The organism is Bradyrhizobium sp. ERR14, assembly GCF_014198235.1.
In the GTDB taxonomy this organism is placed as follows: Bacteria; Pseudomonadota; Alphaproteobacteria; order Rhizobiales; family Xanthobacteraceae; genus Bradyrhizobium.
Window position 1 is genome coordinate 1 of record NZ_JACIHD010000023.1, and the last position, 22,584, is coordinate 22,584.

Genomic DNA, 22,584 nt, shown 5'->3' on the forward strand with positions numbered 1-22,584 from the left:
ACCCGGATCGCGCTTCCCTCCGGCGTAAAATCAAGCGCGCTGGCTGGGACAACGCATTCCTCTTGGCCACCCTCAGCCATATGCGATAGCCCTGCGCTTGCGGGGGAGGGCTGGGGTGGGGGTGCTTCCGCAATGGGACATTCCAGATGCGGAGAAAGCCCCCACCCGCGCTACGCGCCGACCTCCCCCGCAAGCGGGAGAGGTTGCAGCGAGTTTGCCGCCGGATCGTTTCAATCAAAATCCAATCGGCCTAAGCCCTGCGCCGCTTCGCCTTCACATCGACCATTAGCCGCCAATCACTTGCATCGGCCGGCTTGGCCTCGCCGAGCCAGTGGAAGGAATCGTCGGTGATTTCCGTAAAGCTCCAGCGCGTCAGCTCGCCGGCCTCCGTTGTGCCTTCCTGCACGATGTCGGCGCCGCGCGGCCGGCCGATCTGCTGCCGGAAGACGCTGCGTCCGGGATCGAACCAGGAAATCCGCCACGCAGCGATGGTCGGATCGTAGACGCGCAGCGTCGTGCCGTACCAATTGCCCGCGATCGGAAAGTCGGGGCTGCCTGCGGGGCGCGGGATGATCCAGACGTCCTGGACGGCGCGGCCCTCCAGCACCCAGCCAAAATGGATCTCGCCGGCTGCCGTGTGTTCCGCTGCGCCGGGCCCATGGGCGGTGATCTCGGCAACCCAATCCCCGACGAAGCGGCCATAGAGCTGCAGCGCCGCCGCGTGCTCGGGGTTCGGTCCATCCGCGTGCAAGAGTCTGGCAAAGTCGGTCATGTCGATCTCCTGTTTCAGACAGATCAGCACGACCGGCCGATCGCCGGCTTGGAGAAAATTGCGCGTCAGACCCCGTCGAGGATGATCACCGTCGGCTTCGACGGCAGCGCATCCCGCGACATGCGGAACGACCGCTCGGAGCGCCGGTCGATCTCGAACTGCTGGCCGATCCGGCGCATGAAATCGTCGAGCGGGGTGGCGAAGCGATGCATCGGCAGCACGACGGAGGCGCGCAGGCGCCTGGTGATGTCAGAAATCCCTTCGAGCGACATGGTGTAAGTGCCGTCGATCGGCACCATCACGATATCGAGCCGTCCGATCTGGGCGAAATGGCTGTCGTCGAGCTTGTGATGGAGATGGCCGAGATGGCCGATGCAGAGCCCCGCGACCTCGAAGATGAAGATCGAATTGCCGTCGCGGATCATGTCGGCGCCGGCATCATCGCCGAAATAGCGGCGGATGTCGGTCGTGACATTGCGGATGAAGGCGTCACTGATGCGCTCCGACACGATCGCCGGCTTGCCGTCCTCGCCCCAACCATGCAGCACGTGAGGAATGCGCTTATCGGGAAACAGCGAGTAGTGCGTGCTGTGGGCCCGGTTCATAGTCACGACGTCGGGCAGTCGTCCGACCTGATAGGCGCCGCTATAATCGGTCGCGATGCGCAGGCCGCCGGGCGTGTCGATGAAATAGGTGGAATGGCCGGCATAGGTGATCTCGACCCCGCCTGTGCCGGCCGCCGGCCGGAACGCCACCGGCAGGATACGCGGGGCCGCGTTGGCCATCGCCAGGCATTCGCTGCGCTGTGGCTGCTGGGCGAGGGCAGGGGCGGCCAGCCAACTGAGAAACGCAAGAGCCGTCAGCAATGGTCGAAACATGCAGAACCGTCCGCCGCTCATCGACGATCTGCTGAGTGTATCGACGAATTATCCTCGCGTCATGTGGTGCCGGCCAGCCGCGCCAATCCGCCGCTTGCCTCGATCAGTTTCACGGCTTTCCTGTCGAAGGACACGAAAGTGTCGGCTCCAAGCCAATTGCCTTCATGGGCGATGACGCCATCGGCGAAATCGCCCCCGGCATCGAGGAACGACAATCCAGCCTCGGCTGCCGGCCGATCGACGACCGCATTGGAGGCATTGATCAAATGCCGGATCGAAGCCGAGATATTCTCAGCCGAAGTTTTGTAGCCTCGAGAGAGAACCCAGGCCAGTTCGCACAGTGCGGGAATCGAGATGGCTATTAGGTCTGCCTTCTTGAGAAGGGCTTCGGCCACCTTGCTCTGTTCGGCGTCATCCCCGACCAGAACGCGCACCAACACGTTGGTGTCGGGCGTTATCTTCATCGCTTGCCGGTCCAGCCGTCAGCGATGATTTCGTTCATCTCCTCGATCGACAATGATCGACCGTTCGTTTTTCCTCTCAGGAAACCGAAGGCGTCCGAAATCTTTCCGACGGGCCGAGCTGCCTTCACCTCAACCCGCCCTCCAGGAAGCTTCTCTATCGAGATCTTGTCGCCGGGATGCACACCGAGGTGCTCCAGGAGATCCTTCCGCAGCGTAACCTGCCCCTTTGCCGTGACAGTAAGCGTGCCCATGGGATCCTCAAGTCTTGATAGCCGATAGGTAAGGTAATTTAGCCTTACTTTCAAGTGAGGCAGGCAAGGCGCCTCTCACGCCTTCTTGTCCCGCCTTGGGCTGAACTTCCAGGTGATCGCAACGAGGCTGGCGGTGGTCAGGCCACTAATGAGGCCGGCGATGGGGAGTGCAAGCAGCAATGCCGCGGTTGCGGCCCAGCCAATCGAGGAGAACGCCTCCGCGAAGGTCGCGAGCCGCGACGAGGTCTGGCGGCGGCGGAATTGGCTGCGCCGGGCCTGCACCCGGAACCAGAGCTGGATCGCGGTCGCGGAGGCCGCGCTGAGGATGATCGCGCCGGCACTCACTGCTGCCTGGATCGGTGCGGCGAAGGCCAGTGCGGCAATCAGCGGGCAGAAGATGACGGCGATCGCGATCAGCACCACCTCGATCTTGGCGCGGATGACGGCGGATGGCGTCAGCGGCGCAGTCGCCACCAGGTCGGGGGCGTCCTCGCCCGAGATGGTCAGCCAGGCCAGTCCGCCGGCAAGCTGTCCGGCCGCCATCACGACGACTGGCGTGATCAGCGTCAGCGCCGCGGAGCTGTCGGCAAAATTGCGCCAGAGCAGCAGCGCCGGCGGCACCAGATAGAGCAGCTGCATCAGGGTCTGCGAGATCAGCCAGGGATCGCGCCAGAGCAGCGAGAACTCCTTGCGCCGCAGCGCCTGCTGCCGCGACCCGGCGCGGAACGGGCGCTCCTTCGCGCGCCTGTTGCCGGAGGTGCCGTAAGCGGCGGCATCGATCGCCGTGTCGGCAAAGCGATGCGAGAAGATCGCCATGACGCTTCCGAGCAGCACCAAAGCGAGCGCCAGGAGCGGCAGCAGCGCTTCGCTGTCGCCCATCGCCGCCCGCGCCGGCCACCACCAGATGCTCTCGACATCGGGGGCATGGGCGGCCACGCTGCCTGAGGTCAGGATGGTGAAGCGCGACAGCGTGCCGTAGGACATGATCGCGGCGACCTGGAGCGCGATCACGAAGCCGGCGCCGATGATCGCGGCGACGATCTGGGCGATCAGGCGCGTCCGCGCCGGGCCGATCAGCCGAAACAGCAGGATGGTGACGGCGATCGCGACCGCCGCGGCCGACAGGCCCATGGCGACGACCACCCCGAATGCGCTGAGCCAGCGCGCCCCGCCGCCGATCACGAGCACGTCGATGAAGGGCGTCGAGAACAGCAGCGCGATCGCGGTGACGGTCAGCGCGATCGCGGCGATGCGGACTGAGAACAGGTTGGCGAGCGTCGCCGGCGAGGACATGATCAGGTCGAGATCGGCGCGGGCGTAGAACACCCGCGTCACCGATTCGATCGCCTGCGACAGCATCAAGGTCCAGGCGAGAAAGATCGTCGCCGAGATCACGATCAGCGAGGATTTATCGAGCGGCAGCTGCAGATCGGCGAAACGGCCGATCACCGCCCAGGCCGGCAGGTGCAGCAGCGCGGCGAAGCAGACGAGGCCGATGACGGCGGCGCGCGCCCGCTTGCGCCGTCCGCCGGTCATCATGGCGAACCATTCGCGCCAGGCGAGCCGGAGCTCGTGGCGTGCGAACCAGGAGAGCGCGGTGGCCGAGCTCATGCGGCTTCCGGAAGCGTCACCAGCGCGATGAAGAGATCCTCAAGGCTGGTATCGGCATGGCCGTTCTGCTGGCGCAGCTCGGTCAGCGTGCCCTCGGCCACCAGGCGGCCCGAGGCGATCACGCCGATGCGGTCGGCCATGCGCTCGGCGACTTCGAGAATATGCGTGGTCATGATGACGGTGCAGCCGGCGCGGACACGTTCGCTGAGCAGGCCCTTCACGTGGCGGGCGGAGACGGCATCGAGCCCCGTCAGCGGTTCGTCGAGAATGATGAGGCGGGGATCGTGCACCAGCGCGCCGGCGAGCGCGACCTTCTGGCGCATGCCCTTGGAAAAGCCTTCGCAGCGCTCGTGTCGGTGCGGCTCCAGGCCGAGCGAGCCGAGCAGGTCCTGCGCGACCGGCTCCGAGACCGACGGCGCGATACCCCAGAGGCCGGCGACGAATTCGAGATATTCGAGCGGGGTCAGCTTGTCGTAGATCATCGGCTCGTCGGAGACCCACGCCATCACCTGCTTGGCGGCGACGGGATTTTCGAGCGCATCGATGCCGAAGATCGAGACCGCGCCGGCATCGGGCCGCAGCAGGCCCGCGACCATGCGCAAAGTGGTGGTCTTGCCGGCGCCGTTGGGGCCGACCAGCGCATAGAATTCGCCGGCGTGGATGGTGAGATCGAGGCTGTCGACCGCCAGACGGTCAAAACGCTTCGTTAACCCCAGGACTTCCAGCGCCGACTTGTCCCGCTTCATGACGCCCACACTATCCGGTTTTGCATCGCTCGCGACCATGATCCCAAGATGTTTCGGCACCGTGAATCTACGGCCCACAAATTCCGCCATCCCGTTTCGACTAATGGCAAGTCACCGTTTGTTGACAGTAAGGAGCGGTTCAGGCTGAATTGGTTCCGGACAAATGGCGCTAACGCAGCGAAACGACTGCGTAGCGACTGGACACAAGATGCGGCAAGGCGGTCGGGAAGAGCCGCCGGCTGTATCGGGAGGACGCGCGTCAATGCTGGATTTCGTTCAGCAGCTGGTCAGCGGTGTTGCGCTCGGCTGCGTCTACGGCCTGATCGCGCTCGGCTTCGTGCTCGTCTACAAGGCCACCGAGGTCGTCAATTTCGCCCAGGGCGATCTGATGATGCTCGGCGGCTTCTTCGCCTTCACCTTCATCGGCATGATGGGCCTGAACTACTGGATCGGCTTTGCCGGTGCGGTGGCCGCGATGGCGCTGTTCGGCATGCTGGCAGAGCGCGTCGTGGTGCGGCCGATCCTCGGCTATCCGCAATTCTCCATCATCATGGCCACCATCGGCCTCGGCTATTTCCTGCGCTCGGTTGCCGGCATGATCTGGGGCACCGATGATCTGAAGATCGAGACCCCGTTCAGCCAGGGCGTGCTCCGCATCGGCTCGCTGGTGCTCGCCTACGACAAGCTGTCGGTGATCGCGGCGACGATGATCCTGTGCACGCTGCTCTATCTGTTCTTCAACAAGACCACGCTCGGCACTGCGATGCGCGCCAGTTCCGAGAACATGCTCGCGGCCTACTACATGGGCATCCCGGTCAAGCGCGTGGTGTCGATCGTCTGGGCGATCAGCGCGGCGGTGGCGACCTGCGCCGGCGTGCTGCTGGCGCCGATCACCTTCATCCATTCCAATGTCGGCCTCGTGCTTGGCCTCAAGGCATTTCCCGCCGCGGTTCTCGGCGGCTTCGGCTCGATCCCGGGCGCCGTGGTCGGCGGCGTCCTGATCGGCGTGATCGAGAGCATGGCCGGCTTCTACCTGCCCGAAGGCTGGAAGGATGTCGCGCCGTATCTCGTGCTGCTCGCGGTGCTGCTCTTGAAGCCCGAAGGCCTGTTCGGCCACCACGTCCGCAAAAAGGTCTGAACGCCATGCGCTTCCTGTTCAAGACCGACTATGAGGACGACATCAAGCTGTTCCCGCATTCGGGCTATCTGGTCTCGTACGGCATCCTGCTCGCACTGCTGCTGATCGCGCCCTATGTGCTCTCCAGCTATTTGATGAGCCAGCTCGTCTTCGTCTGCATCTATGCGATCGTCGGCGTCGCGCTGCTGATCCTGACCGGCTTTACCGGCCAGGCCTCGCTCGGCCACGCTGCATTCCTCGCCATCGGGGCCTACACGGCGGCATATTTGCAGAAGTACAACGTGCCGTTCCCAATCTACTTCCTCGCCGCCGGAGGTTTGACCGGCATCATCGGCGCGCTGGTCGGTTTTCCCGCGCTGCGCCTGACCGGCATCTATCTCGTCATCGCCACCATCTCCTTTGCCCTGATCGTCGAGGAGATCCTGGCGCGCTGGGAAAGCGTCACCCACGGCAACGAGGGTATGCGGGTGAAGACGCTGTCGCTGCTCGGCGTCACCGTCCCGCGCGACAGCCCCACCTTCTATTTCCTCTGCCTCTCAGTGCTGGTGCTGACCATCGTCGGCACGCTCAACCTGCTGCGTTCGCCGACGGGACGCGCCTTCGTCGCGATCCGCGACAGCGAGACGGCGGCGCGCAGCATGGGCGTCAACGTCGCGCTCTACAAGGTGAAGTCCTTTGCGATCTCGGCGGCAATCACCGGCTTTGCCGGCGTGCTGTTCGCCCACAAGCTTTCCTTCATCTCGCCGGAGATGTTCACGCTCCAGCTCTCGATCGAGTTCATCATCGTAATCCTGATCGGCGGCACCTTCAGCCTGCACGGCGCGGTGCTCGGCGCGATCTTCATCGTGATGATCGATCCGTTCCTGACCTATCTCAAGGACGACATGCCCGGCCTGATCGCGGGCATTGCGGCGACGTTCGGCGCCGGCCCGGCCACCGCCGGCAACATCCAGTCGAAGGTCGCGGCCTTTGCCTCGCTCAACGGCCTGAAAGGCGCGATCTACGGCATCATCATCGTGCTGTTCGTGTTGTTCGAGCCGCTCGGTCTCTACGGCCGCTGGCTGAAGATAAAACTCTTCTTCCAGCTGTTCCCGCTCTACAAGCGCGCCACCTTCAAGCGGCAGAAGATCTACGTGAAGTCGGAGCGGAATCGATGAGCTATTTCCGCGCCGAGAATCTGTCGCTGCATTTCGGGGGCCTCAAGGCCGTCGATGCGGTGTCCTTCGCGGTCGAGAAGGGCGAGATCCTCTCGATCATCGGACCGAACGGTGCGGGCAAAAGCTCGATCTTCAACCTGATCTCGCGGATCTACCGGCCGACCTCGGGCCGCATCTTCTTCGAGGATCAGGATATCACCGAAGAGCCGCCCTACGACATCGCCAAGCTCGGCATCGCCCGCACCTTCCAGAACATCGAGCTGTTCGAGAATGCGACCGTGCTGTCCAACCTGCTGGTCGGCCGCCATCGGCATTCGACCACGCAGCTCTGGCAGGAGCTCTTGTTCCTGCCGAGCGTGCGCGCCAACGAGAAGGTCCATCGCCGCAGGGTCGAGCAGGTCATCGAATTCCTCGACCTCGAACCCTATCGCGACAAGCTGATCTCCGGCCTGCCTTACGGCGTGCGCAAGGTGATCGAGCTGGCGCGCGCGCTGTGCTCGGAGCCGAAGCTGATCCTGCTCGATGAGCCATCGTCCGGCCTCAATGTCGAGGAAACCGACGACATGTCGTTCTGGATCCGCGACATGAAGAGCGAGCTCGGCGTCACCGTATTGATGGTCGAGCACGACATGTCGCTGGTCAACCGCGTCTCCGATCGCGTCATCGCATTGAATTACGGAAGGGTGCTGGCGATGGGGTCGCCCGCCGAAGTCCAGCAGCATCCCGACGTCGTCGCTGCGTATCTGGGAGCTTGACGCATGGTTGCCGCTGTCACGCCCGAGATCATCTTAAAACTCTCCAACATCGAGAGCTATTACGGGCCGATCATGGCGATCCGCGGCATCTCGCTGGAAGTGCCGCGCGGCCGCATCGTCACCCTGCTGGGGGCCAACGGCGCCGGCAAGACCACGGTACTGAAGACCATCTCGGGCATTCTCGACCCGCAGAAGGGCTCGATCGAATTCCTGGGCAAGCCGATCCAGCGCATGGAGGCCGACCGGATCGTGCGGCTCGGCCTCAGCCATGTGCCGGAGGGACGCGAGGTGTTTCCGTTCCTGTCCGTGCGCGAGAACCTGATGATGGGGGCCTATCCGCGCAAGGACCGCGCCGGCGTCGCGGAGGATCTCGATCGCGTCTATGGTTACTTTCCGCGGCTGAAGGAGCGCATCAACCAGCCGGCCGGCCAGCTCTCGGGCGGCGAGCAGCAGATGCTGGCGATCGGCCGCGCCTTGATGAACCGGCCGACGCTGCTGCTGCTCGACGAGCCCTCGCTCGGCCTGTCGCCGCTGCTGGTGAAGGAGATCTTCACCATCATCCGCCGCGTCAATGAGGAGCAGGGCATGTCGATCCTGCTGGTCGAGCAGAATGCCAAGGTGGCGCTCGAGACGGCGCATTACGGCTATGTGCTGGAGATCGGCCGTATCGTGATGAACGACACCTGCGACCGCTTGATGCATTCCCAGGACATCCAGGAGTTCTACCTTGGCGCCAAGGAAGCGGGTGCGCGAGGCGAGCGGCGCTGGAAAAAGAAGAAGACGTGGCGGTGAGGAAGAGCTGGCAGTAAGATGAGCTTGCCATCCGCAATCAAGACCGCCGGCAAGGCAGGCAGCGGAGGCAGGCGACAAGGAGGAGACGTGCATGGCCCGACCGGCGGTGCTGACGGTCGCTGATACGATCGCGAAGAGCTTCTTGCGCGCTGCGGAGACGCGGGGCGATCGGCCGGCCATCCGCGAGAAGAAATTCGGCATCTGGCAGCCGACCAGCTGGCGCGAATGGCTGGCGATATCGAAAGAGATCGCCTACGCGCTTCACGCCTCCGGCTTCATGCCCGGCGACGTCGCCTCCATCATCGCCAACGCCGTGCCGGAATGGGTCCATGCCGACATGGGCATCCTGTGCGCCGGCGGCGTCGCTTCGGGTATCTACCCGACCGACGCGTCGTCCCAGGTCGAGTATCTCATCAACGATTCCCGGACCAAAGTGATCTTCGCCGAGGACGAGGAGCAGCTCGACAAGATCCTCGCCTGCCGCTCGCGCTGCGCGAGCCTGCAGAAGATCATCGTGTTCGATATGGAGGGCCTCAGCGGCTTCTCCGACGACATGGTGATGTCGCTCGACGAGTTTCGCGCGCTCGGCCGCAATCACATGGTCGGCCGCGAGGCGCTGTGGCAGGAGATGATCGACAGCCGCGGCGCCGGCGATCTCGCGATCCTGGTCTATACGTCCGGCACCACCGGTCCGCCCAAGGGCGCGATGCACGCCAACCGCAGCGTTACGCACCAGATGCGTCACGCCAATGACTTCATTCCGGCGCAGGAGGACGAGGACAGGCTGATCTTCCTGCCGCTGTGCCACGTCGCCGAGCGCATCGGCGGCTACTACATCTCGGTCGCTCTCGGCTCGGTGATGAATTTCGCCGAGAGCCCGGAAACCGTGCCGGACAATTTGCGCGAGGTGCAGCCGACCGTCTTCCTCGCGGTCCCACGCATCTGGGAAAAATTCTACTCCGCCATCACCATCGCGCTGAAGGATGCGACCCCGCTGCAGCAATGGGTCTATCGCCGCGCCATCGGCATCGGCTACCGCATGGTCGATTACCGGATCGAAGGCAAGTCGCCGCCGCTGTCGTTGCGCCTCGCAAGCCGGATCGCCTACCGGCTCGCATTCCGCAATATCCGCCGCATGATCGGGCTCGATCGCTGCCGCGTCGCCTTCACCGGCGCAGCGCCGATCGCGCCGGAGCTGATCCGCTGGTATCTCGCGCTCGGCATCGACATGCACGAGCTCTACGGCCAGACCGAGAATTGCGGTGTCGCCACCATGATGCCGGCGACGCGGATCAAGCTCGGTTCGGTCGGCACCGCCGTGCCCTGGGGCGAGGTCACGCTGTCGCCCGAGGGTGAGATCCTGATCAAGGGCGACTTCCTGTTCATGGGCTACCTCAACCAGCCGGAGAAGACCGCCGAGACCATCGATCAGCGCGGCTGGCTGCACACCGGCGACGTCGGCACCATCGACAATGAAGGCTTTGTCCGCATCACCGACCGGATGAAGGACATCATCATCACCTCCGGCGGCAAGAACATCACGCCGTCCGAGATCGAGAACCAACTCAAATTCTCGCCCTACATCTCCGATGCGGTCGTGATCGGCGACAAGCGGCCGTATTTGACCTGCCTCGTGATGATCGACCAGGAGAACGTCGAGAAGTTCGCCCAGGACCACGACATTCCCTTCACCAATTACGCGAGCCTGTGCCGGGCGACCGAGATTCAGGACCTGATCGGGCGCGAGATCGAGCAGGTCAACGGCAATTTTGCCCGCGTCGAGACCATCAAGAAGTTCTACCTGATCGAACGCCAGCTCACACCGGAGGACGAGGAGCTGACGCCGACCATGAAGCTGAAGCGCGGCTTCGTGAACAAGCGCTACGCCGCCGAGATCGAGGCGATGTATCGCCAGCGCGCGGTTGCTTGAGCAAGATCCGGAGGATCATGCTCAAGAGAGATGGATTTGAGAAAACGGCGAAGGCTTGAGAGGCCCGATCCTTCGCTCAACACGGGCCACCGAAGGAGGACTGCAATGTCGAAATCGCTGAAGGCGCTGGGCCTGGCGGTGAGCGCCCTTGCGCTGACCTGTCTGCCGGCCGCCGCTCAAACCAAGGTCACCAATGAAGGCATCTCGGCATCCGAGATCGTCATCGGCACGCATCAGGACCTGTCGGGCCCGATCAAGGGCTGGGGCGTGCCGGTCTCCAACGGCATGAAGATGGCGGTCGAGGAGATCAACGCGGCCGGCGGTGTCCAGGGTCGCAAGATCAAGCTTGTCGTCGAGGATAGCGGCTACGATCCGAAGAAAGCTGTGCTGGCTTCGCAAAAGCTGATCGAGCGCGACAAGATTTTCGCGATGGTGGGACCAATGGGATCGCCGACCGTGCTCGCTGCGCAGGATATCCTGCTCGACGCCGGCGTGCTTCAGCTCTTCCCGCTGACGGCGGCCGAGTTCACCTTCAAGTTCGATGCGGCCAAGCCGCAGGAGCGGCTGAAGTTCAACAACCTCCTGCCCTACGTCGAGAGCACGCGCGCAGCGCTCAAATACATGATTGAGGCAAAGAATTTCAAGAAGCCGTGCATCATGCATCAGGACGACGAGTACGGAAAAAACGTGCTCGATGGCTTCAACCAGCAGCTCGCCGCCATGAAGGTGCAGCCGGCCTCGATCACGAGCTACAAGCGCGGCGCCTCCGACTTCTCGGCGCAGGTCGCCAAGATGAAGTCCGACGGCTGCGACCTCGTCGTGCTCGGCGCGGTCCTCCGTGAGCCTATCGGCACCATGACCGAGGCCAGGAAGCTCGGCTGGGAGGTAACCTTCCTCGGTGCCACGCCCGTCAACGTGCTCGAAGTGCCGGCGCTCGGCAAGGAAGTGGTGGAAGGCTTGTATGCCGCTTCGAACTTCGAAATCCCCTACGAAGACACCGCGAAGGGAAAGGTGAAGGACTGGCTCGTCAATTACAAGAAGATGTTCAACGCCGACGCCAACACGCAGGCGATCATCGGCTACAATGCGGTGATGACGTTCGCGCATTATGCCAACAAGGCTGGCAAGGATCTCACTGGCCAGAAGATGCTCGACGCGCTCGAGTCCGGCGACAAGTTCCAGGATATCTTCAATTCGCCGCCGACCGTGTTCTCGAAGACCAACCATCTCGCCACCACCGTCACCCAGGTGCAGCAGGTGAAGAACGGCCGTTGGGTGCTGGTGAAGGACAATCTGATGTTTTGATGAAGGGCGGCTCTCGCGACACGAACGGTGCACCCTCTCCCCTTGCGGGAGAGGGTGGATCGCCGCAAAGCGGCGAGCCGGGTGAGGGGTCTCTATCCTCACGAATAGCCTAGCGAGCGGAAAAACGCCTCATCCGGCGCCAGAGCCGAAGCTTGGCTTCGGCGTTTTCTCCCGCAAGAGGAGAAGGAAGAAGCTCGCCAAGCTGAGCGAAACTCAAGATCCCCCGCTCGCCGTCCCCGAATTCACCGGTGCCAACTCGTCCTCGCGGCAGCGCCAGCCGTCGGCGGCTTTGACGAACGCAAAAGTGCGCTGGATCCTCAGGCGACGCGTCACGTTGAAGGCTTCTGCCGAACGCTCCTTGTTGGCGGCGCTCGGCTGCGGGAGGCCCGTCCTAGCGTCCCAGCAGGTGCCGGTGCAGCTGGATGCGACCTTGCTGCACATGGTGAAGGGCGCCAGCACCGCCATTTCGATTTCGCCGGTGACCTGCGCCTCCTGTTCGGTCACCTGGCTGTCGAGCGCGTAGACGCGGTTGATGCGGAGGAAGCTGCCGCACGAATTGGCCGCATGGATCCGTGCCGCGCAGAAGTCGACCGCGTCGGTGTCGGGGATGCGGGCCGCGACCTGCCGGCCGAACACCTTTCTGGGGTCGCCCTTTGCCGTGCGGATCTCGTCGGCCTTGTGCTTTAGATGGTCGGAGAGACAATCCTCTGCGGATTCGAGCTCCTGGAGCGGCACGTTCTCCTTGCCGACCAGATTGCATTTGCGATCGCGCTCTCGTGTCCACCTGCCATATTCGGCGAAGGCAAAGCGCGCCGCGGTCGGGTCCAGCTTGCCGATCAGGCCGAGCACCTGGCCATTGAGCTCCGTTTCGGCGAGTGCCAGCGACGGGTCCGCACAGATCACCGCGCCCGCCGCGGTGTTGGCAGCGAGGCAGTCGAAATCCGGATCGCGCAGGATCGCGGCGCGCTCCTCTGTCACCTTGAGCAGGCACGCCTTTACCCGCTCGAAATCGTCGGGGCGGATCGCGGTCTGGCCGACGATGCCGCAGCCGAGATTGCGCTGGCGGATCCAGATCGCATTCTCCTCGATCGCGGGAAGGCGATCGGGCAGCCGGGCGAGCCGCGCCTCGATCGCGGTGTTCAGCTTCTCGGCGGCGGCGGCAAGCGCGGCATCACCGCAGAACAATTGATTGCCGGGGTCGCGAATCTGCTGGCAGTTGTTCTTGGCGAACAGCGGCAGCCGATCGGCGATGGAGCGGTCGGACTGCGCTGACGCGGGTGAGGCGAGCGCCAGCAACGCAATCACAGTCAGCACGATGAACCGCATTCCCGTCGCCCCCGCAAAGCCGTGGCCATGCTAGCCGTCCGGATCGCGTCGTGGAATGGGTTTTTGGTGAACCGAGGTTCGTAGCCCGGCTGAAGCGTAATCCGGGATTCGAGCGATAAGCGACCGCGCCCCGGATTTCGCTGCGCTCCATCCGGACTACAAGATGGCTCAGCGCGCCTCGACGGCCATCATCGAGACCTGCATCGGTTCGTCGACATATTTCATCACGGCCGACCGATGGAGCGCGAACAGCGGCTGGTAGCTCCGCGCAGCGTCGTCCTCGACCATCGCCATGCGGCGGTTGTCGAGCATCAGCCAGCGGCCATCGAGGCGCGCGGCGACAACCGCATGCTCCTCGCCGGCCCTGACGTCGCGCACCACGACGATGCGGAGATCCTCGGCGGCCACGCCCGCCAGCCGCAACGCGGCGAGCTTGGCGATGGCATAGTCCTCGCAGTCGCCGGCGCCGCGCGAGAAGGTCGCAAGCGGCGAGCTCCAGACGTCGTCGATGCCGTCATTGGCGGCCCGGATGGCAAGGTTGATGGCGCGGTTGGTCTCGCCGAGCCGGGCGCGGCCGTCGCGGGCGCGGGCCTGGTCGACGATGGCGAGCAGCTTCAGGGCCGCCGGCGAAGCGCAATTGTCGCGGTCACCGTCGCATAGCGCGAGCTGCACCATGTCGCCGTCGAGCTTGTCCTTCAGCAGGAGCCATTTCTGTTGCAGGCTGCCGGCGGAGATGGCGAAGGCGAACACGCCGAACGGCTCGGCGGATTTGCGCACGAGTAGGCCTGCGCCCGGCGACAGCAGCGTGCCGGCGCGAAGCTCGGCGGCCGACCCACACAGGACCAATCCGCACAGGACAAGGATTGCGCGCCAGGCGCGCGAGCGAGCAGCGGTCTCCATCTGACATCCCCTTCCGGCTTCGGTCCAAGTCCCCCTCGACCTGAACGCGCCGGGCTTTGTTGCTTTCGCGGAGATAGTGCGAGACGGGCTGTTTTGTTCTGCTTAACGCGCCCGGCTGGGGTTCCAAATCCGGGGAACAGGCTGAAACAGGCTCGTCCAAATTGCGTAAAATTTTACGATTCGCCGGCTAGGAGGTGTCAGTTCGCCGCGAAATCGAGCCAATTGCAGACATAGGTTGTGGAAGTGCCGAATCTGGGTCCTATGGCTAACGACCCCCTATTTCATGGGGTTCTGTTAGTTAGGTCACAGATTTAAGTGCGTATTTGCCGCAGGATGCTGCGGGACCTCGCGACGGTAAGATGACGCAAGTATCTGCTCTTTGACTATACGGCAGGTTACTTTGGATGATTGGAAATGCGTGGAAACAGGCCGAATTCGACTTCCGAATATTTAAAAGGTTACTTTCGCTTCTCTGGAGCGACGCCAAGACGTGGGGTTTCCTGGGGCCAAGTGATGCGAAATCACACAAGCAATAGATGGTATCGCTAAGGACTTGCTAATGCTATGCAAGCTTAGGCGGTCGATACTTACTTAAATTTTAACCCTTTTTACGGTGCCCGGTTGAACTACGCTGGCCAATTTGACGCCGCGATTCCTTTGGACGGCCAGGGTTCCCGTTCGCCCGGCGGCGCTCATGTCGATTCCTTTACGGCGAAAGCGCAGGGCCACGTGCCCGAGGGCGCGTTCGTTGTTCCCGACCCCAACCTGATCTTCAACGGCGAATTCAAGCGCGCGGGTCTCGATCTCGTGCTGTCCCACGAGGGGCACGAGTTCGTCGTTCACGATTATTTCAGGGGCGACAAGCGCGCCGCGCTCGCCTCCCCCGACGGCGCCCATCTCACCGGCGAAATCGTCAACGTGCTCACGGGCCATGTCCAGGTCGCTCAAGCCGCCCCCGGCGGCGCTGCCGCGGCCCAGGTCATCGGCCACGTCACCAAGCTCGTGGGCAGCGCGACCGCGATCCGCAACGGCGTCTCGGTCATCCTGAACAACGGCGACAACGTCGAGAAGGGTGACGTGGTCTCGACCGGCGCGGATTCCACGCTCGGCATCACCTTCATCGACGGCACCGTGTTCGGCCTGTCCTCGAATGCGCGGATGGTGTTGAACGAGATGGTCTACGACCCCAACGGGTCGAGCAACTCCTCGCTGCTGAGCCTCGTCGCCGGCACCATCACCTTCGTCGCCGGCGAGACCGCCAAGCACGGTGACATGAAGATCGACACGCCGGTTGCCACCATGGGCATCCGCGGCACCGCCGTGCTGACCCAGATCAACTTCGTCGTTCCCGCCGGTGGCGGCGATCCGCAGCCGCAGGCGAGCTTCCAGGTGCTGGTCGAACCGAACGGCACGACGGGCTCCTACATCCTGTTCGACAAGGTCACGCTGCTGCCGATCGCGACGGTCAACCAGGCCGGCCAGATGATCCAGATCAGCGGCGGCAACGTCTCGATCTCCAATGCGCTGATGTCGCCGGATGTTCAGAAGCTGATCACGGACGTGTTCACGCTGAAGTTCACCGACAACAACACCAACACCAAGCTGACCACGAACTTCACCGACACGCTCACGCCGATGAGCCTGGACGTGGTGTTCAAGTCGGGGGGCGGCGCCGTCGCGACCGCGACATTCGTCAATCTCAATCCGCAGGGATCGGAGGCGCCCAGCACGTCCACGCCGCCCATCGTGCGTATCCCCGGCCAGCCGATTGTGCAGAGCTTCGACGCCGGCGGCAATGTGAAGTCGGCGTTCGCGCTGACCGAGCGTGCCGACACCACCGGCGACACGCATTCCGATACGATTTCCGGCCTGATCAGATTCGTCGATCAAAACCTCGGCGACCGGCCGACGGTGAGCATCAGCCTCGCCGAAGCGCCGAACTATGTCTACAAGGACGCCGGCCAGCACGACGTCACCGGCTCGCTCTCGGCGCTCCAGAAGCAGGACATCGCGGCGACCCAGATCCAGATCAACGTCGCCCCCGACGCCGGCAACAATAACAACGGCTCGGCGGTCTGGACGTACACGATCCCGGACAAAGTCTTCGACTTCCTCGCGGCCGGCGAAACGCTGACGCTGACCTATATGGTCCGCGTCGACACCAATTTCGCAGTCAATCCCGAGTCCAAGTTCATCCCGATCACCATCACGGTCACGGGAACGAACGACAAGCCCACCGTCGCGACGTTGGGCGGAACCGTCATCGAGAAGGTCGGGACCGGCAACGAGACTCTGGATACCATCACGGGCACCGTCACCTTCACCGACGTCGATCTGACGGACCGCCCGATCGTGAGCGCGGCGCTCTCGTCGACCCAGCCGTTCAAATATCTCGATGCGCAAGGCCACGACATCACGTCGACGCTGACGCCGCAGCAGCTCGCGGCGATCGCCGCCGTCGAGGTGCCGCTGACCGTGGTACAGGGCGCTGGAAACAGCAATAACGGTTCGGCCACCTGGACCTACAGCGTTCCCGACCATCTGTTCGATTTCCTCGCCAAAGGCGAGAAGCTGACCCTCAACTACGTGGTGCAGGTCGATGACGGGCACGGCGGTGTCGTCAGCACGCCGGTTACCGTGTCCATCGACGGTGCGGACGTCAATGTCGAGGGCACCAACGACGTTCCGACGATCGTCGAAGATCTGACCACGCCGACCGGTGCGGTGACCGAGGATACGGCGGCCACGCTCGCCGCCAACGGCACCATCACATTCAATGACCCTGATCTCACGGATACGCACACCGCGAGTTTTTCGCTGAAGTCGACGATTTCGAGCGCGCATCTGCCAGGCTTCAGCGACGGCACCGCGCATATCGGCACGTTCGCGCTTGCTCCAGTCGTTGAAAGCCCGGGCGCCAGCTCCCGCGGGTCAGTGGGCTGGACCTTCACGCTCGACGACAACGACCCGGTGCTGCAGTCGCTGGCCGAAGGGCAGACCATCACGCAGGTCTATACTGTCAGGATCGACGACCATCACGGTGGGACCGTCACCCGGGACGTCACGGTCGTCATCACCGGCAAGAACGACGCGCCGACCGTCACCAGCGGTGCCGCGGCGGCGACAGGTCATGTCGTCGAGGACGCGGGCCCGACGCTGTCGATCGACGGCACGCTGGCGATTCAAGACCTCGATCTGATCGACACCCATGCGGCGCAGGCGGTGTTCAAGTCCTCGTCCATCAGCTCGGCTCTGCCGGGCTTCGATGCCGACAGCACGCACATCGGCACGTTCACGATCGATCAGTCGGTGCTGGAGTACAATACCGACACGAGCAATGGCGCGACGCTGGGTTGGCACTTCACCCTCGACAACAGCAATGCAATGCTGCAGTCGCTGGCGCAGGGCCAGACCATCACGCAGATCTACACCGTTACGTTCGACGATCATCATGGCGGTACCGTCAGCCAAGACGTCACTGTCACGATCACGGGCGTCAATGATGCACCGACGATCACGAGCGATGCCGCCGCAGCGACGGGCGCGGTGACCGAGGATGAGTGCGCCTCGCTCACGGCCGACGGCACGCTGGCGATCCAGGATCTGGACCTGATCGACACCCACACGGCGGCATGGTCGTTCAAATCTTCGTCCGTCAGCTCGGACCTGCCGGGCTTCGGAGCCAGCTCGCATATCGGCACCTTCACGATTGATGCGGTGTCCGAATCCGGCAGCGACAACGACAACGGCGCGACACTGGGCTGGCATTTCACGCTCGACAACAGCGACCCCGTGCTGCAGTCGCTGGCGGAAGGGCAGACCATCACCCAGGTCTACACCGTCACGTTCGACGACAAGCACGGCGGCAAGATCAGCCAGGACGTGACCGTCACCATCACCGGCACCAACGATGCGCCGACGGTGTCCTATGTCACGTCGAACTACATGAATTTCGACGGCCAGACCATCGCGGTCGGTGACGTGCCGACGGTCGCGTCCGATGGAGTTACGCTGGATGGCTGGGTAAACTGGAACGGAGCCGCTGCGCCCGACGGCCAGGTCCTGTTCTACAACGGCAATACCTCGACAGCCGGCTTCGGTCTTATCGGTACCGTCGTCAGCGGCAACCTGGAGATCGAAATTCTCGAGGGAGGCGTCGATATCCTGGATACCGGCTTCGCGCTCACTGCAGGGCAATGGCATAACCTCGCCTTGACGCGCGATCAGGGTACCTTCACGCTTTTTGTCGATGGGAACGCCGTCTACTCCCACAGTGGAGGCGTGAACGCGGTCGGCAGCGGCCAGGATCCGTCCTACATGATGATCGGGGCCGCAAGCGACAGGTACGCCCCCGGCTTCGGGGCGCAGGGCTTCACCGGCTCGATCGCCGATGTCAGCGTCTGGACCACCGCGCTGACGCAAGCTCAGATCCAGTCGATCGACTTCACCGCGCTCACCGGCAACGAGGCCAATCTGGCCGCGTATTACCAGCTCGCCGACGGCGGTGGGACCACGGCCTCCAATGCGGTCAACCCCGCCAAGAGCCTCGCCATCGCGGGCGATGCAGACTGGGCAAGCAGCACCTCCGGGCCGGGCGGCGCCGTTGCCGATTTGGTGGAAACCAATGCCGGCCAGCTCGCGCATGGCGTGCTGGTGGTCTCCGACGTCGATGCGACCGATCACGTCACGGTGGCGGTCAGCGAGGTACAGGTTACGCTCGACGGCGTGCTGCAAACGGGCAGCGTCGGCGGGTTGTCGAATGCCGACCTCCTCGCGGATCTCACTGTCCCCTCGGGTGATATCCTCGACGGTACCGCGACTCATACGCAGTTCACCTGGACCTTCAATTCGCACGGGCAGGCGTTCGATTTCCTCGCCGCCGGCCAGACGCTGTCGCTGCAATACACGATCGTTCCGTCGGATGCCGAGGGCGCTGGCACGAGCGCAGTCGTTACCGTCAACATCGCCGGCAGCAACGACGCGCCGACGTTGGCCGATCTCCACATCGGACCGCTCGAGGATACGACGGCCGACGACACCTTCTGCGATCTGACCGGGACGTTGGCGGGCAACGATGTCGATACCGGCGAGACGGCGACGCTGACCTATGCCGTCATCAACGCGGATCACCACGCGGCGACGACAGCTGGCGGACATTACGGGACGCTGACGGTCAATCCCGATGGCAGCTACAGCTACGTTCCGAACGCCGCCGCGATCAACGCGCTGGCCGACGGCTCCTACGCGGATATTTTCACGGTCCAGACCACGGATGTGCACGGTGCAACCGGCACGGCCACGCTCACCGTGGACGTGACCGGCGCGGACGAGAGCGACGCTCCGGTGATCGACGTCGACCAGATTTACGTCACGCAGGAAGGCGACATGGTGTTCGTCCATGGCATCACCGTCGCCGACGCCGACGCTGCTCCCGATGAAACCTTCACACTCACTGCGGCGGCGGATTCGGGCACATATGTGGAGCCAGCATCGACGTCCGATACCTTGGCGAGCGTCAACTCGGCCCTTCAATATCTGACATACGCCGAGCCGAGCCAGGGTGCGCCTGCTACGGATAAGCTGGCGATCACCGTCACGGACAGCCACGGTGCGAGCGATACGGTCAACCTGATCTTCAATCTGGCCGAACAAGGCCCGGTGACCCTCGCCAGCACAGATAGCAAGGATGTGTTGTTCGGGACGGGCTATCAGGATCAATTCGTGTTCGCGGCCAATTCGAATCGCGACATCATTCTGGATTTCACGCACAATCAGGACCACATCGACCTGTCGGCCGTCGTGACCACCGCCAGCGTGTCCGACTGGATGGCTCAGCACGTGGCTGCGTCTGGAACGGATACTCTGATCACGCTCGATGCGGCGAACACCATCCTCGTCAAGGGTGTCAGTCTTCAGGCGAGCGACTTCATAGTGCATTCCTGACACCCCTGGGCGAGGCCGATCGTTGGCACACCAGGTCGGAGCTGCCGCTCGTCGTCAAAGCGTGATATTCCACCAGCATGAAACGTCTCAAGATCCTGCGACGGTGGTTTGCGCGCAAGTTCGGCTTTGCGCGGCTGATGTGCCTTGCGCTGCTGGTCGTGTTCGCCGGCGCGCGGCTGTGGGACCCGCCGCCGATCCAGGAATTGCGGCTGCGCACCTTCGACATGTTCCAGCTGATCGATCCTCGCCATAAGACGGCGCGGCCGGTTACCATCGTCGACATCGACGACAAGAGCCTCGCCAGGCTCGGACAATGGCCGTGGCCGCGCACGCGCATCGCCGACCTGATCCAGAACCTCACCAACAATGGCGCGGTGGCGATCGGCTTCGACGTCGTGTTCTCGGAACCCGACCGGCTCAACCCGGATCTGGTCGCGAGCCACATGCGCTATCTGGACGATGCCACCCGCGCCAAGCTGCGCGAGCTGCCGAGCAACGACCAGATTCTCTCCGATGCGATCAAGCGCTCGCGCGTGGTGCTGGGCGAGACCGGGCTTCCCGAGGTTTTGACCGAGCTTGATAAATCACTTCCGCTCACGGGGGTGGCGACCGTGGGCGAGGAGAGCGCCGAACGCTTCCTGTTCGAATTTCCAGGCTTGCTGCGCAACATGCCGATCATCGAGAGGGTTGCTGCCGGCCGCGGCCTGTTTTCGATCAGGAAAGAGCGGGACGGGTTCATCCGCCGCGTGCCGATGATCATGCGCGCCCAGGGCAACATCATGCCCTCGCTCAGCCTCGAGATCCTGCGGGTCGTCACGGGCACGCCGACGCTGCTGGTCAGGACCGACAAGACCGGCGTGCGGGCCGTGCGTCTCAAGGGCGTCGAGATCCCCACTGACAAGAACGGCCAGTTCTGGGTGCACTATGCCCGCCGGGATCCCTCGATCTACGTCTCCGCGGCCGACGTGCTCGACAACAGCGCGTCGCCGAGCAAATTCGCCGGCAAGCTGGTACTAGTCGGGACCTCCGCGGCCGGGCTCAACGACATCAAGACCACGCCGGTATCCTCGACCATGCCGGGCGTGGAGATCCACGCCCAGGTGCTGGAGAGCGTGCTGAGCGGCGCGGCGATCTCGCAGCCAAATTACGCACTCGGCGTCGAGCTGCTCGCCGCGCTCATCATCGGCCTGCTGGTGATCATATTCACGCCGAATCTCGGACCTGTGCGCCTGGTGCTTGCGGGTGGGGCCTTCGCTGCGATCCTGGTCGGCGTATCCTGGTTCTTCTACGCACAGTACCGCTATCTCATCGACTTCACCTACCCGTTGCTGTCGACCACCGCGGTTTACCTGACGCTGATCTTTGCGAGCTTCGTGCGCGAACAGCGGCAGCGCGTGCAGATTCGCGGGCAATTTGCGCAATACATGTCGCCGGTGCTGGTCGAGCAACTCGTGCAATCGCCGGAGAAGCTCGTGCTCGGCGGCGAGGAGCGCGAGATGACGATCATGTTCTCCGATGTGCGCGGCTTCACGACGATCTCGGAGAGCTACAAGCACGATCCACAAGGGCTCATCGAGCTGATGAACCGCTTCCTGACGCCGCTGACCGACGTCATCATCGAGCGGAAGGGCTACATCGACAAATATATGGGCGACGCCATCATGGCGTTCTGGAACGCGCCACTCGACGATGCCGAGCACCAGATCAACGCCTGTGAGGCCGCGATCCAGATGCTGGAGCAGATCGACACGGTCAACAAGGAGCGCGAGCAGGAAGCCGCCGAGGGCGGCCGCGTCTACATCCCGCTCAATGTCGGCATCGGCCTCAACACCGGCATCGGCGTGGTCGGCAACATGGGCTCCGACCTGAAGAAGAACTACTCGGTGCTCGGCGACAGCGTGAACCTGGCATCGCGTCTCGAAGGGCAAACCAAGGAATACGGCTTTCCCATCATCGTCGGCTCTCGCACCGCGCTCGCCGCCAAGGACAGGTTCGCGATCCTCGAGCTCGACTTCATCATGGTCAAGGGCAAGACCGAGCCGGAGGTGATCTACGCCATCGCCGGCCGCGAGGACGTCATGCATTCCGGCGCCTTCCAGCGCCTGCGCAACATCACCATCGAGATGCTCGGCTGCTACCGCGGCCGCGACTGGCAGGGCGCACTCGATGCGATCGAACGCGGCCGTCACAGCGAAGACGCCGATACGCTGGAGAAGCTGTTCAGGCTCTACGAGGCGAGGATCAAGGATTTCCAGCTCAACCCGCCGCCGGAAGGCTGGACCGGGGCCTATGCGCTGCTGACGAAGTAGTGTTTCGAGCGTGTAGTCCCGGCTAACGCCTCACATTCGCTGTCGTCCCTGCGAACGCAGGGACCCATAACCACAGAGAGTGGTTACGGCAGCGAGCGGGTAACTCCGAGTCTTCGCCAAACCACTCCCTGTGGTTATAGGTCCCGGGTCTGCGCTGCGCTTGCCCGGGACGACAGCTGAGTTTTGATGCGTGAGCACCAAATATCAACTCTCGTAGGGTGGGCAAAGGCGCGGTAGCGCCGTGCCCACGATCTTGCTCGGCAATGTAGAAATGGTGGGCACGCTTGCGCTTTGCCCACCATACGAC

At 63.5% G+C, this 22,584-nt stretch carries 16 protein-coding genes; 8 read left to right on the plus strand and 8 right to left on the minus strand.

What is annotated here, in order from left to right; all coding sequences use genetic code 11:
• Positions 1-250: 250 nt before the first annotated feature.
• From GGD62_RS34890 to GGD62_RS34915, 6 genes are all read right to left on the minus strand, one after another.
• Positions 251-772, minus strand: a complete 522-nt coding sequence (locus GGD62_RS34890; protein ID WP_179737892.1) for a hypothetical protein — start codon at positions 770-772, stop codon at positions 251-253.
• A gap of 65 nt (positions 773-837) precedes the next feature.
• Entirely contained in the window at positions 838-1,650 is an 813-nt protein-coding gene (locus GGD62_RS34895) for an MBL fold metallo-hydrolase (RefSeq protein ID WP_183238086.1), read from the minus strand.
• 59 nt (positions 1,651-1,709) lie between these two features.
• Positions 1,710-2,114: a type II toxin-antitoxin system VapC family toxin gene (locus tag GGD62_RS34900; RefSeq protein WP_018321340.1), complete on the minus strand. Its 405-nt coding sequence runs from the start codon at positions 2,112-2,114 to the stop codon at positions 1,710-1,712.
• On the minus strand, positions 2,111-2,365 hold the full coding sequence (locus GGD62_RS34905) for an AbrB/MazE/SpoVT family DNA-binding domain-containing protein (protein ID WP_183259218.1): 255 nt from the start codon (positions 2,363-2,365) through the stop codon (positions 2,111-2,113). The genes GGD62_RS34900 and GGD62_RS34905 overlap by 4 nt, the downstream gene beginning before the upstream one ends.
• 75 nt (positions 2,366-2,440) lie before the next feature.
• Positions 2,441-3,976, minus strand: coding sequence for a permease (locus GGD62_RS34910; protein WP_183712894.1), 1,536 nt, complete (start codon positions 3,974-3,976; stop codon positions 2,441-2,443).
• Positions 3,973-4,722, minus strand: a complete 750-nt coding sequence (locus GGD62_RS34915) for an ABC transporter ATP-binding protein (protein ID WP_026202537.1) — start codon at positions 4,720-4,722, stop codon at positions 3,973-3,975. The genes GGD62_RS34910 and GGD62_RS34915 overlap by 4 nt, the downstream gene beginning before the upstream one ends.
• Before the next feature lie 262 nt (positions 4,723-4,984).
• On the opposite strand from GGD62_RS34915, the gene GGD62_RS34920 reads away from it, so the two are divergent.
• The 6 genes from GGD62_RS34920 to GGD62_RS34945 all read left to right on the plus strand — a co-directional run bounded on the left by GGD62_RS34920 (position 4,985) and on the right by GGD62_RS34945 (position 11,799).
• Positions 4,985-5,860 (plus strand): branched-chain amino acid ABC transporter permease, encoded by an 876-nt coding sequence (locus GGD62_RS34920; protein ID WP_018321344.1) that lies wholly within the window; start codon positions 4,985-4,987, stop codon positions 5,858-5,860.
• A gap of 5 nt (positions 5,861-5,865) precedes the next feature.
• A complete protein-coding gene (locus tag GGD62_RS34925) occupies positions 5,866-7,017 on the plus strand; it encodes a branched-chain amino acid ABC transporter permease (protein ID WP_183712897.1) in 1,152 nt (383 codons plus the stop codon).
• Entirely contained in the window at positions 7,014-7,772 is a 759-nt protein-coding gene (locus GGD62_RS34930) for an ABC transporter ATP-binding protein (RefSeq protein ID WP_018321346.1), read from the plus strand. Before GGD62_RS34925 ends, GGD62_RS34930 begins: the two co-directional genes overlap by 4 nt.
• A gap of 3 nt (positions 7,773-7,775) precedes the next feature.
• Complete coding sequence (locus GGD62_RS34935) at positions 7,776-8,564, plus strand: ABC transporter ATP-binding protein (protein ID WP_018321347.1); 789 nt, start codon at positions 7,776-7,778, stop codon at positions 8,562-8,564.
• A gap of 91 nt (positions 8,565-8,655) precedes the next feature.
• On the plus strand, positions 8,656-10,494 hold the full coding sequence (locus GGD62_RS34940) for a long-chain fatty acid--CoA ligase (RefSeq protein ID WP_183712900.1): 1,839 nt from the start codon (positions 8,656-8,658) through the stop codon (positions 10,492-10,494).
• A 105-nt stretch (positions 10,495-10,599) separates the two neighbouring features.
• Complete coding sequence (locus GGD62_RS34945) at positions 10,600-11,799, plus strand: ABC transporter substrate-binding protein (protein ID WP_018321349.1); 1,200 nt, start codon at positions 10,600-10,602, stop codon at positions 11,797-11,799.
• Between the two features lie 213 nt (positions 11,800-12,012).
• Here GGD62_RS34945 and GGD62_RS34950 read toward each other — a convergent pair whose 3' ends face one another.
• Both GGD62_RS34950 and GGD62_RS34955 read right to left on the minus strand, forming a co-directional pair.
• A complete protein-coding gene (locus GGD62_RS34950; protein ID WP_183712903.1) occupies positions 12,013-13,125 on the minus strand; it encodes a lysozyme inhibitor LprI family protein in 1,113 nt (370 codons plus the stop codon).
• Between the two features lie 168 nt (positions 13,126-13,293).
• Complete coding sequence (locus tag GGD62_RS34955; RefSeq protein ID WP_018321351.1) at positions 13,294-14,025, minus strand: transglutaminase-like cysteine peptidase; 732 nt, start codon at positions 14,023-14,025, stop codon at positions 13,294-13,296.
• 621 nt (positions 14,026-14,646) lie between these two features.
• On the opposite strand from GGD62_RS34955, the gene GGD62_RS34960 reads away from it, so the two are divergent.
• Entirely contained in the window at positions 14,647-19,968 is a 5,322-nt protein-coding gene (locus GGD62_RS34960; protein WP_183712905.1) for a VCBS domain-containing protein, read from the plus strand.
• A 77-nt stretch (positions 19,969-20,045) separates the two neighbouring features.
• Entirely contained in the window at positions 20,046-22,277 is a 2,232-nt protein-coding gene (locus tag GGD62_RS34965; RefSeq protein ID WP_183712908.1) for a CHASE2 domain-containing protein, read from the plus strand.
• The last annotated feature ends 307 nt before the right edge of the window (positions 22,278-22,584 follow it).

Bases quoted from the DNA above. Each gene is read 5' to 3' on its own strand.
- GGD62_RS34915 (WP_026202537.1), bottom strand. From the start codon at position 4,722: ATGAAGCGGGACAAGTCGGCGCTGGAAGTCCTGGGGTTAACGAAGCGT.
- GGD62_RS34925 (WP_183712897.1), top strand. From the start codon at position 5,866: ATGCGCTTCCTGTTCAAGACCGACTATGAGGACGACATCAAGCTGTTC.
- GGD62_RS34900 (WP_018321340.1), bottom strand. From the start codon at position 2,114: ATGAAGATAACGCCCGACACCAACGTGTTGGTGCGCGTTCTGGTCGGG.
- GGD62_RS34920 (WP_018321344.1), top strand. From the start codon at position 4,985: ATGCTGGATTTCGTTCAGCAGCTGGTCAGCGGTGTTGCGCTCGGCTGC.
- GGD62_RS34945 (WP_018321349.1), top strand. From the start codon at position 10,600: ATGTCGAAATCGCTGAAGGCGCTGGGCCTGGCGGTGAGCGCCCTTGCG.
- GGD62_RS34955 (WP_018321351.1), bottom strand. From the start codon at position 14,025: ATGGAGACCGCTGCTCGCTCGCGCGCCTGGCGCGCAATCCTTGTCCTG.
- GGD62_RS34965 (WP_183712908.1), top strand. From the start codon at position 20,046: ATGAAACGTCTCAAGATCCTGCGACGGTGGTTTGCGCGCAAGTTCGGC.
- GGD62_RS34940 (WP_183712900.1), top strand. From the start codon at position 8,656: ATGGCCCGACCGGCGGTGCTGACGGTCGCTGATACGATCGCGAAGAGC.
- GGD62_RS34935 (WP_018321347.1), top strand. From the start codon at position 7,776: ATGGTTGCCGCTGTCACGCCCGAGATCATCTTAAAACTCTCCAACATC.
- GGD62_RS34910 (WP_183712894.1), bottom strand. From the start codon at position 3,976: ATGAGCTCGGCCACCGCGCTCTCCTGGTTCGCACGCCACGAGCTCCGG.
- GGD62_RS34930 (WP_018321346.1), top strand. From the start codon at position 7,014: ATGAGCTATTTCCGCGCCGAGAATCTGTCGCTGCATTTCGGGGGCCTC.
- GGD62_RS34890 (WP_179737892.1), bottom strand. From the start codon at position 772: ATGACCGACTTTGCCAGACTCTTGCACGCGGATGGACCGAACCCCGAG.
- GGD62_RS34895 (WP_183238086.1), bottom strand. From the start codon at position 1,650: ATGTTTCGACCATTGCTGACGGCTCTTGCGTTTCTCAGTTGGCTGGCC.
- GGD62_RS34905 (WP_183259218.1), bottom strand. From the start codon at position 2,365: ATGGGCACGCTTACTGTCACGGCAAAGGGGCAGGTTACGCTGCGGAAG.
- GGD62_RS34950 (WP_183712903.1), bottom strand. From the start codon at position 13,125: ATGCGGTTCATCGTGCTGACTGTGATTGCGTTGCTGGCGCTCGCCTCA.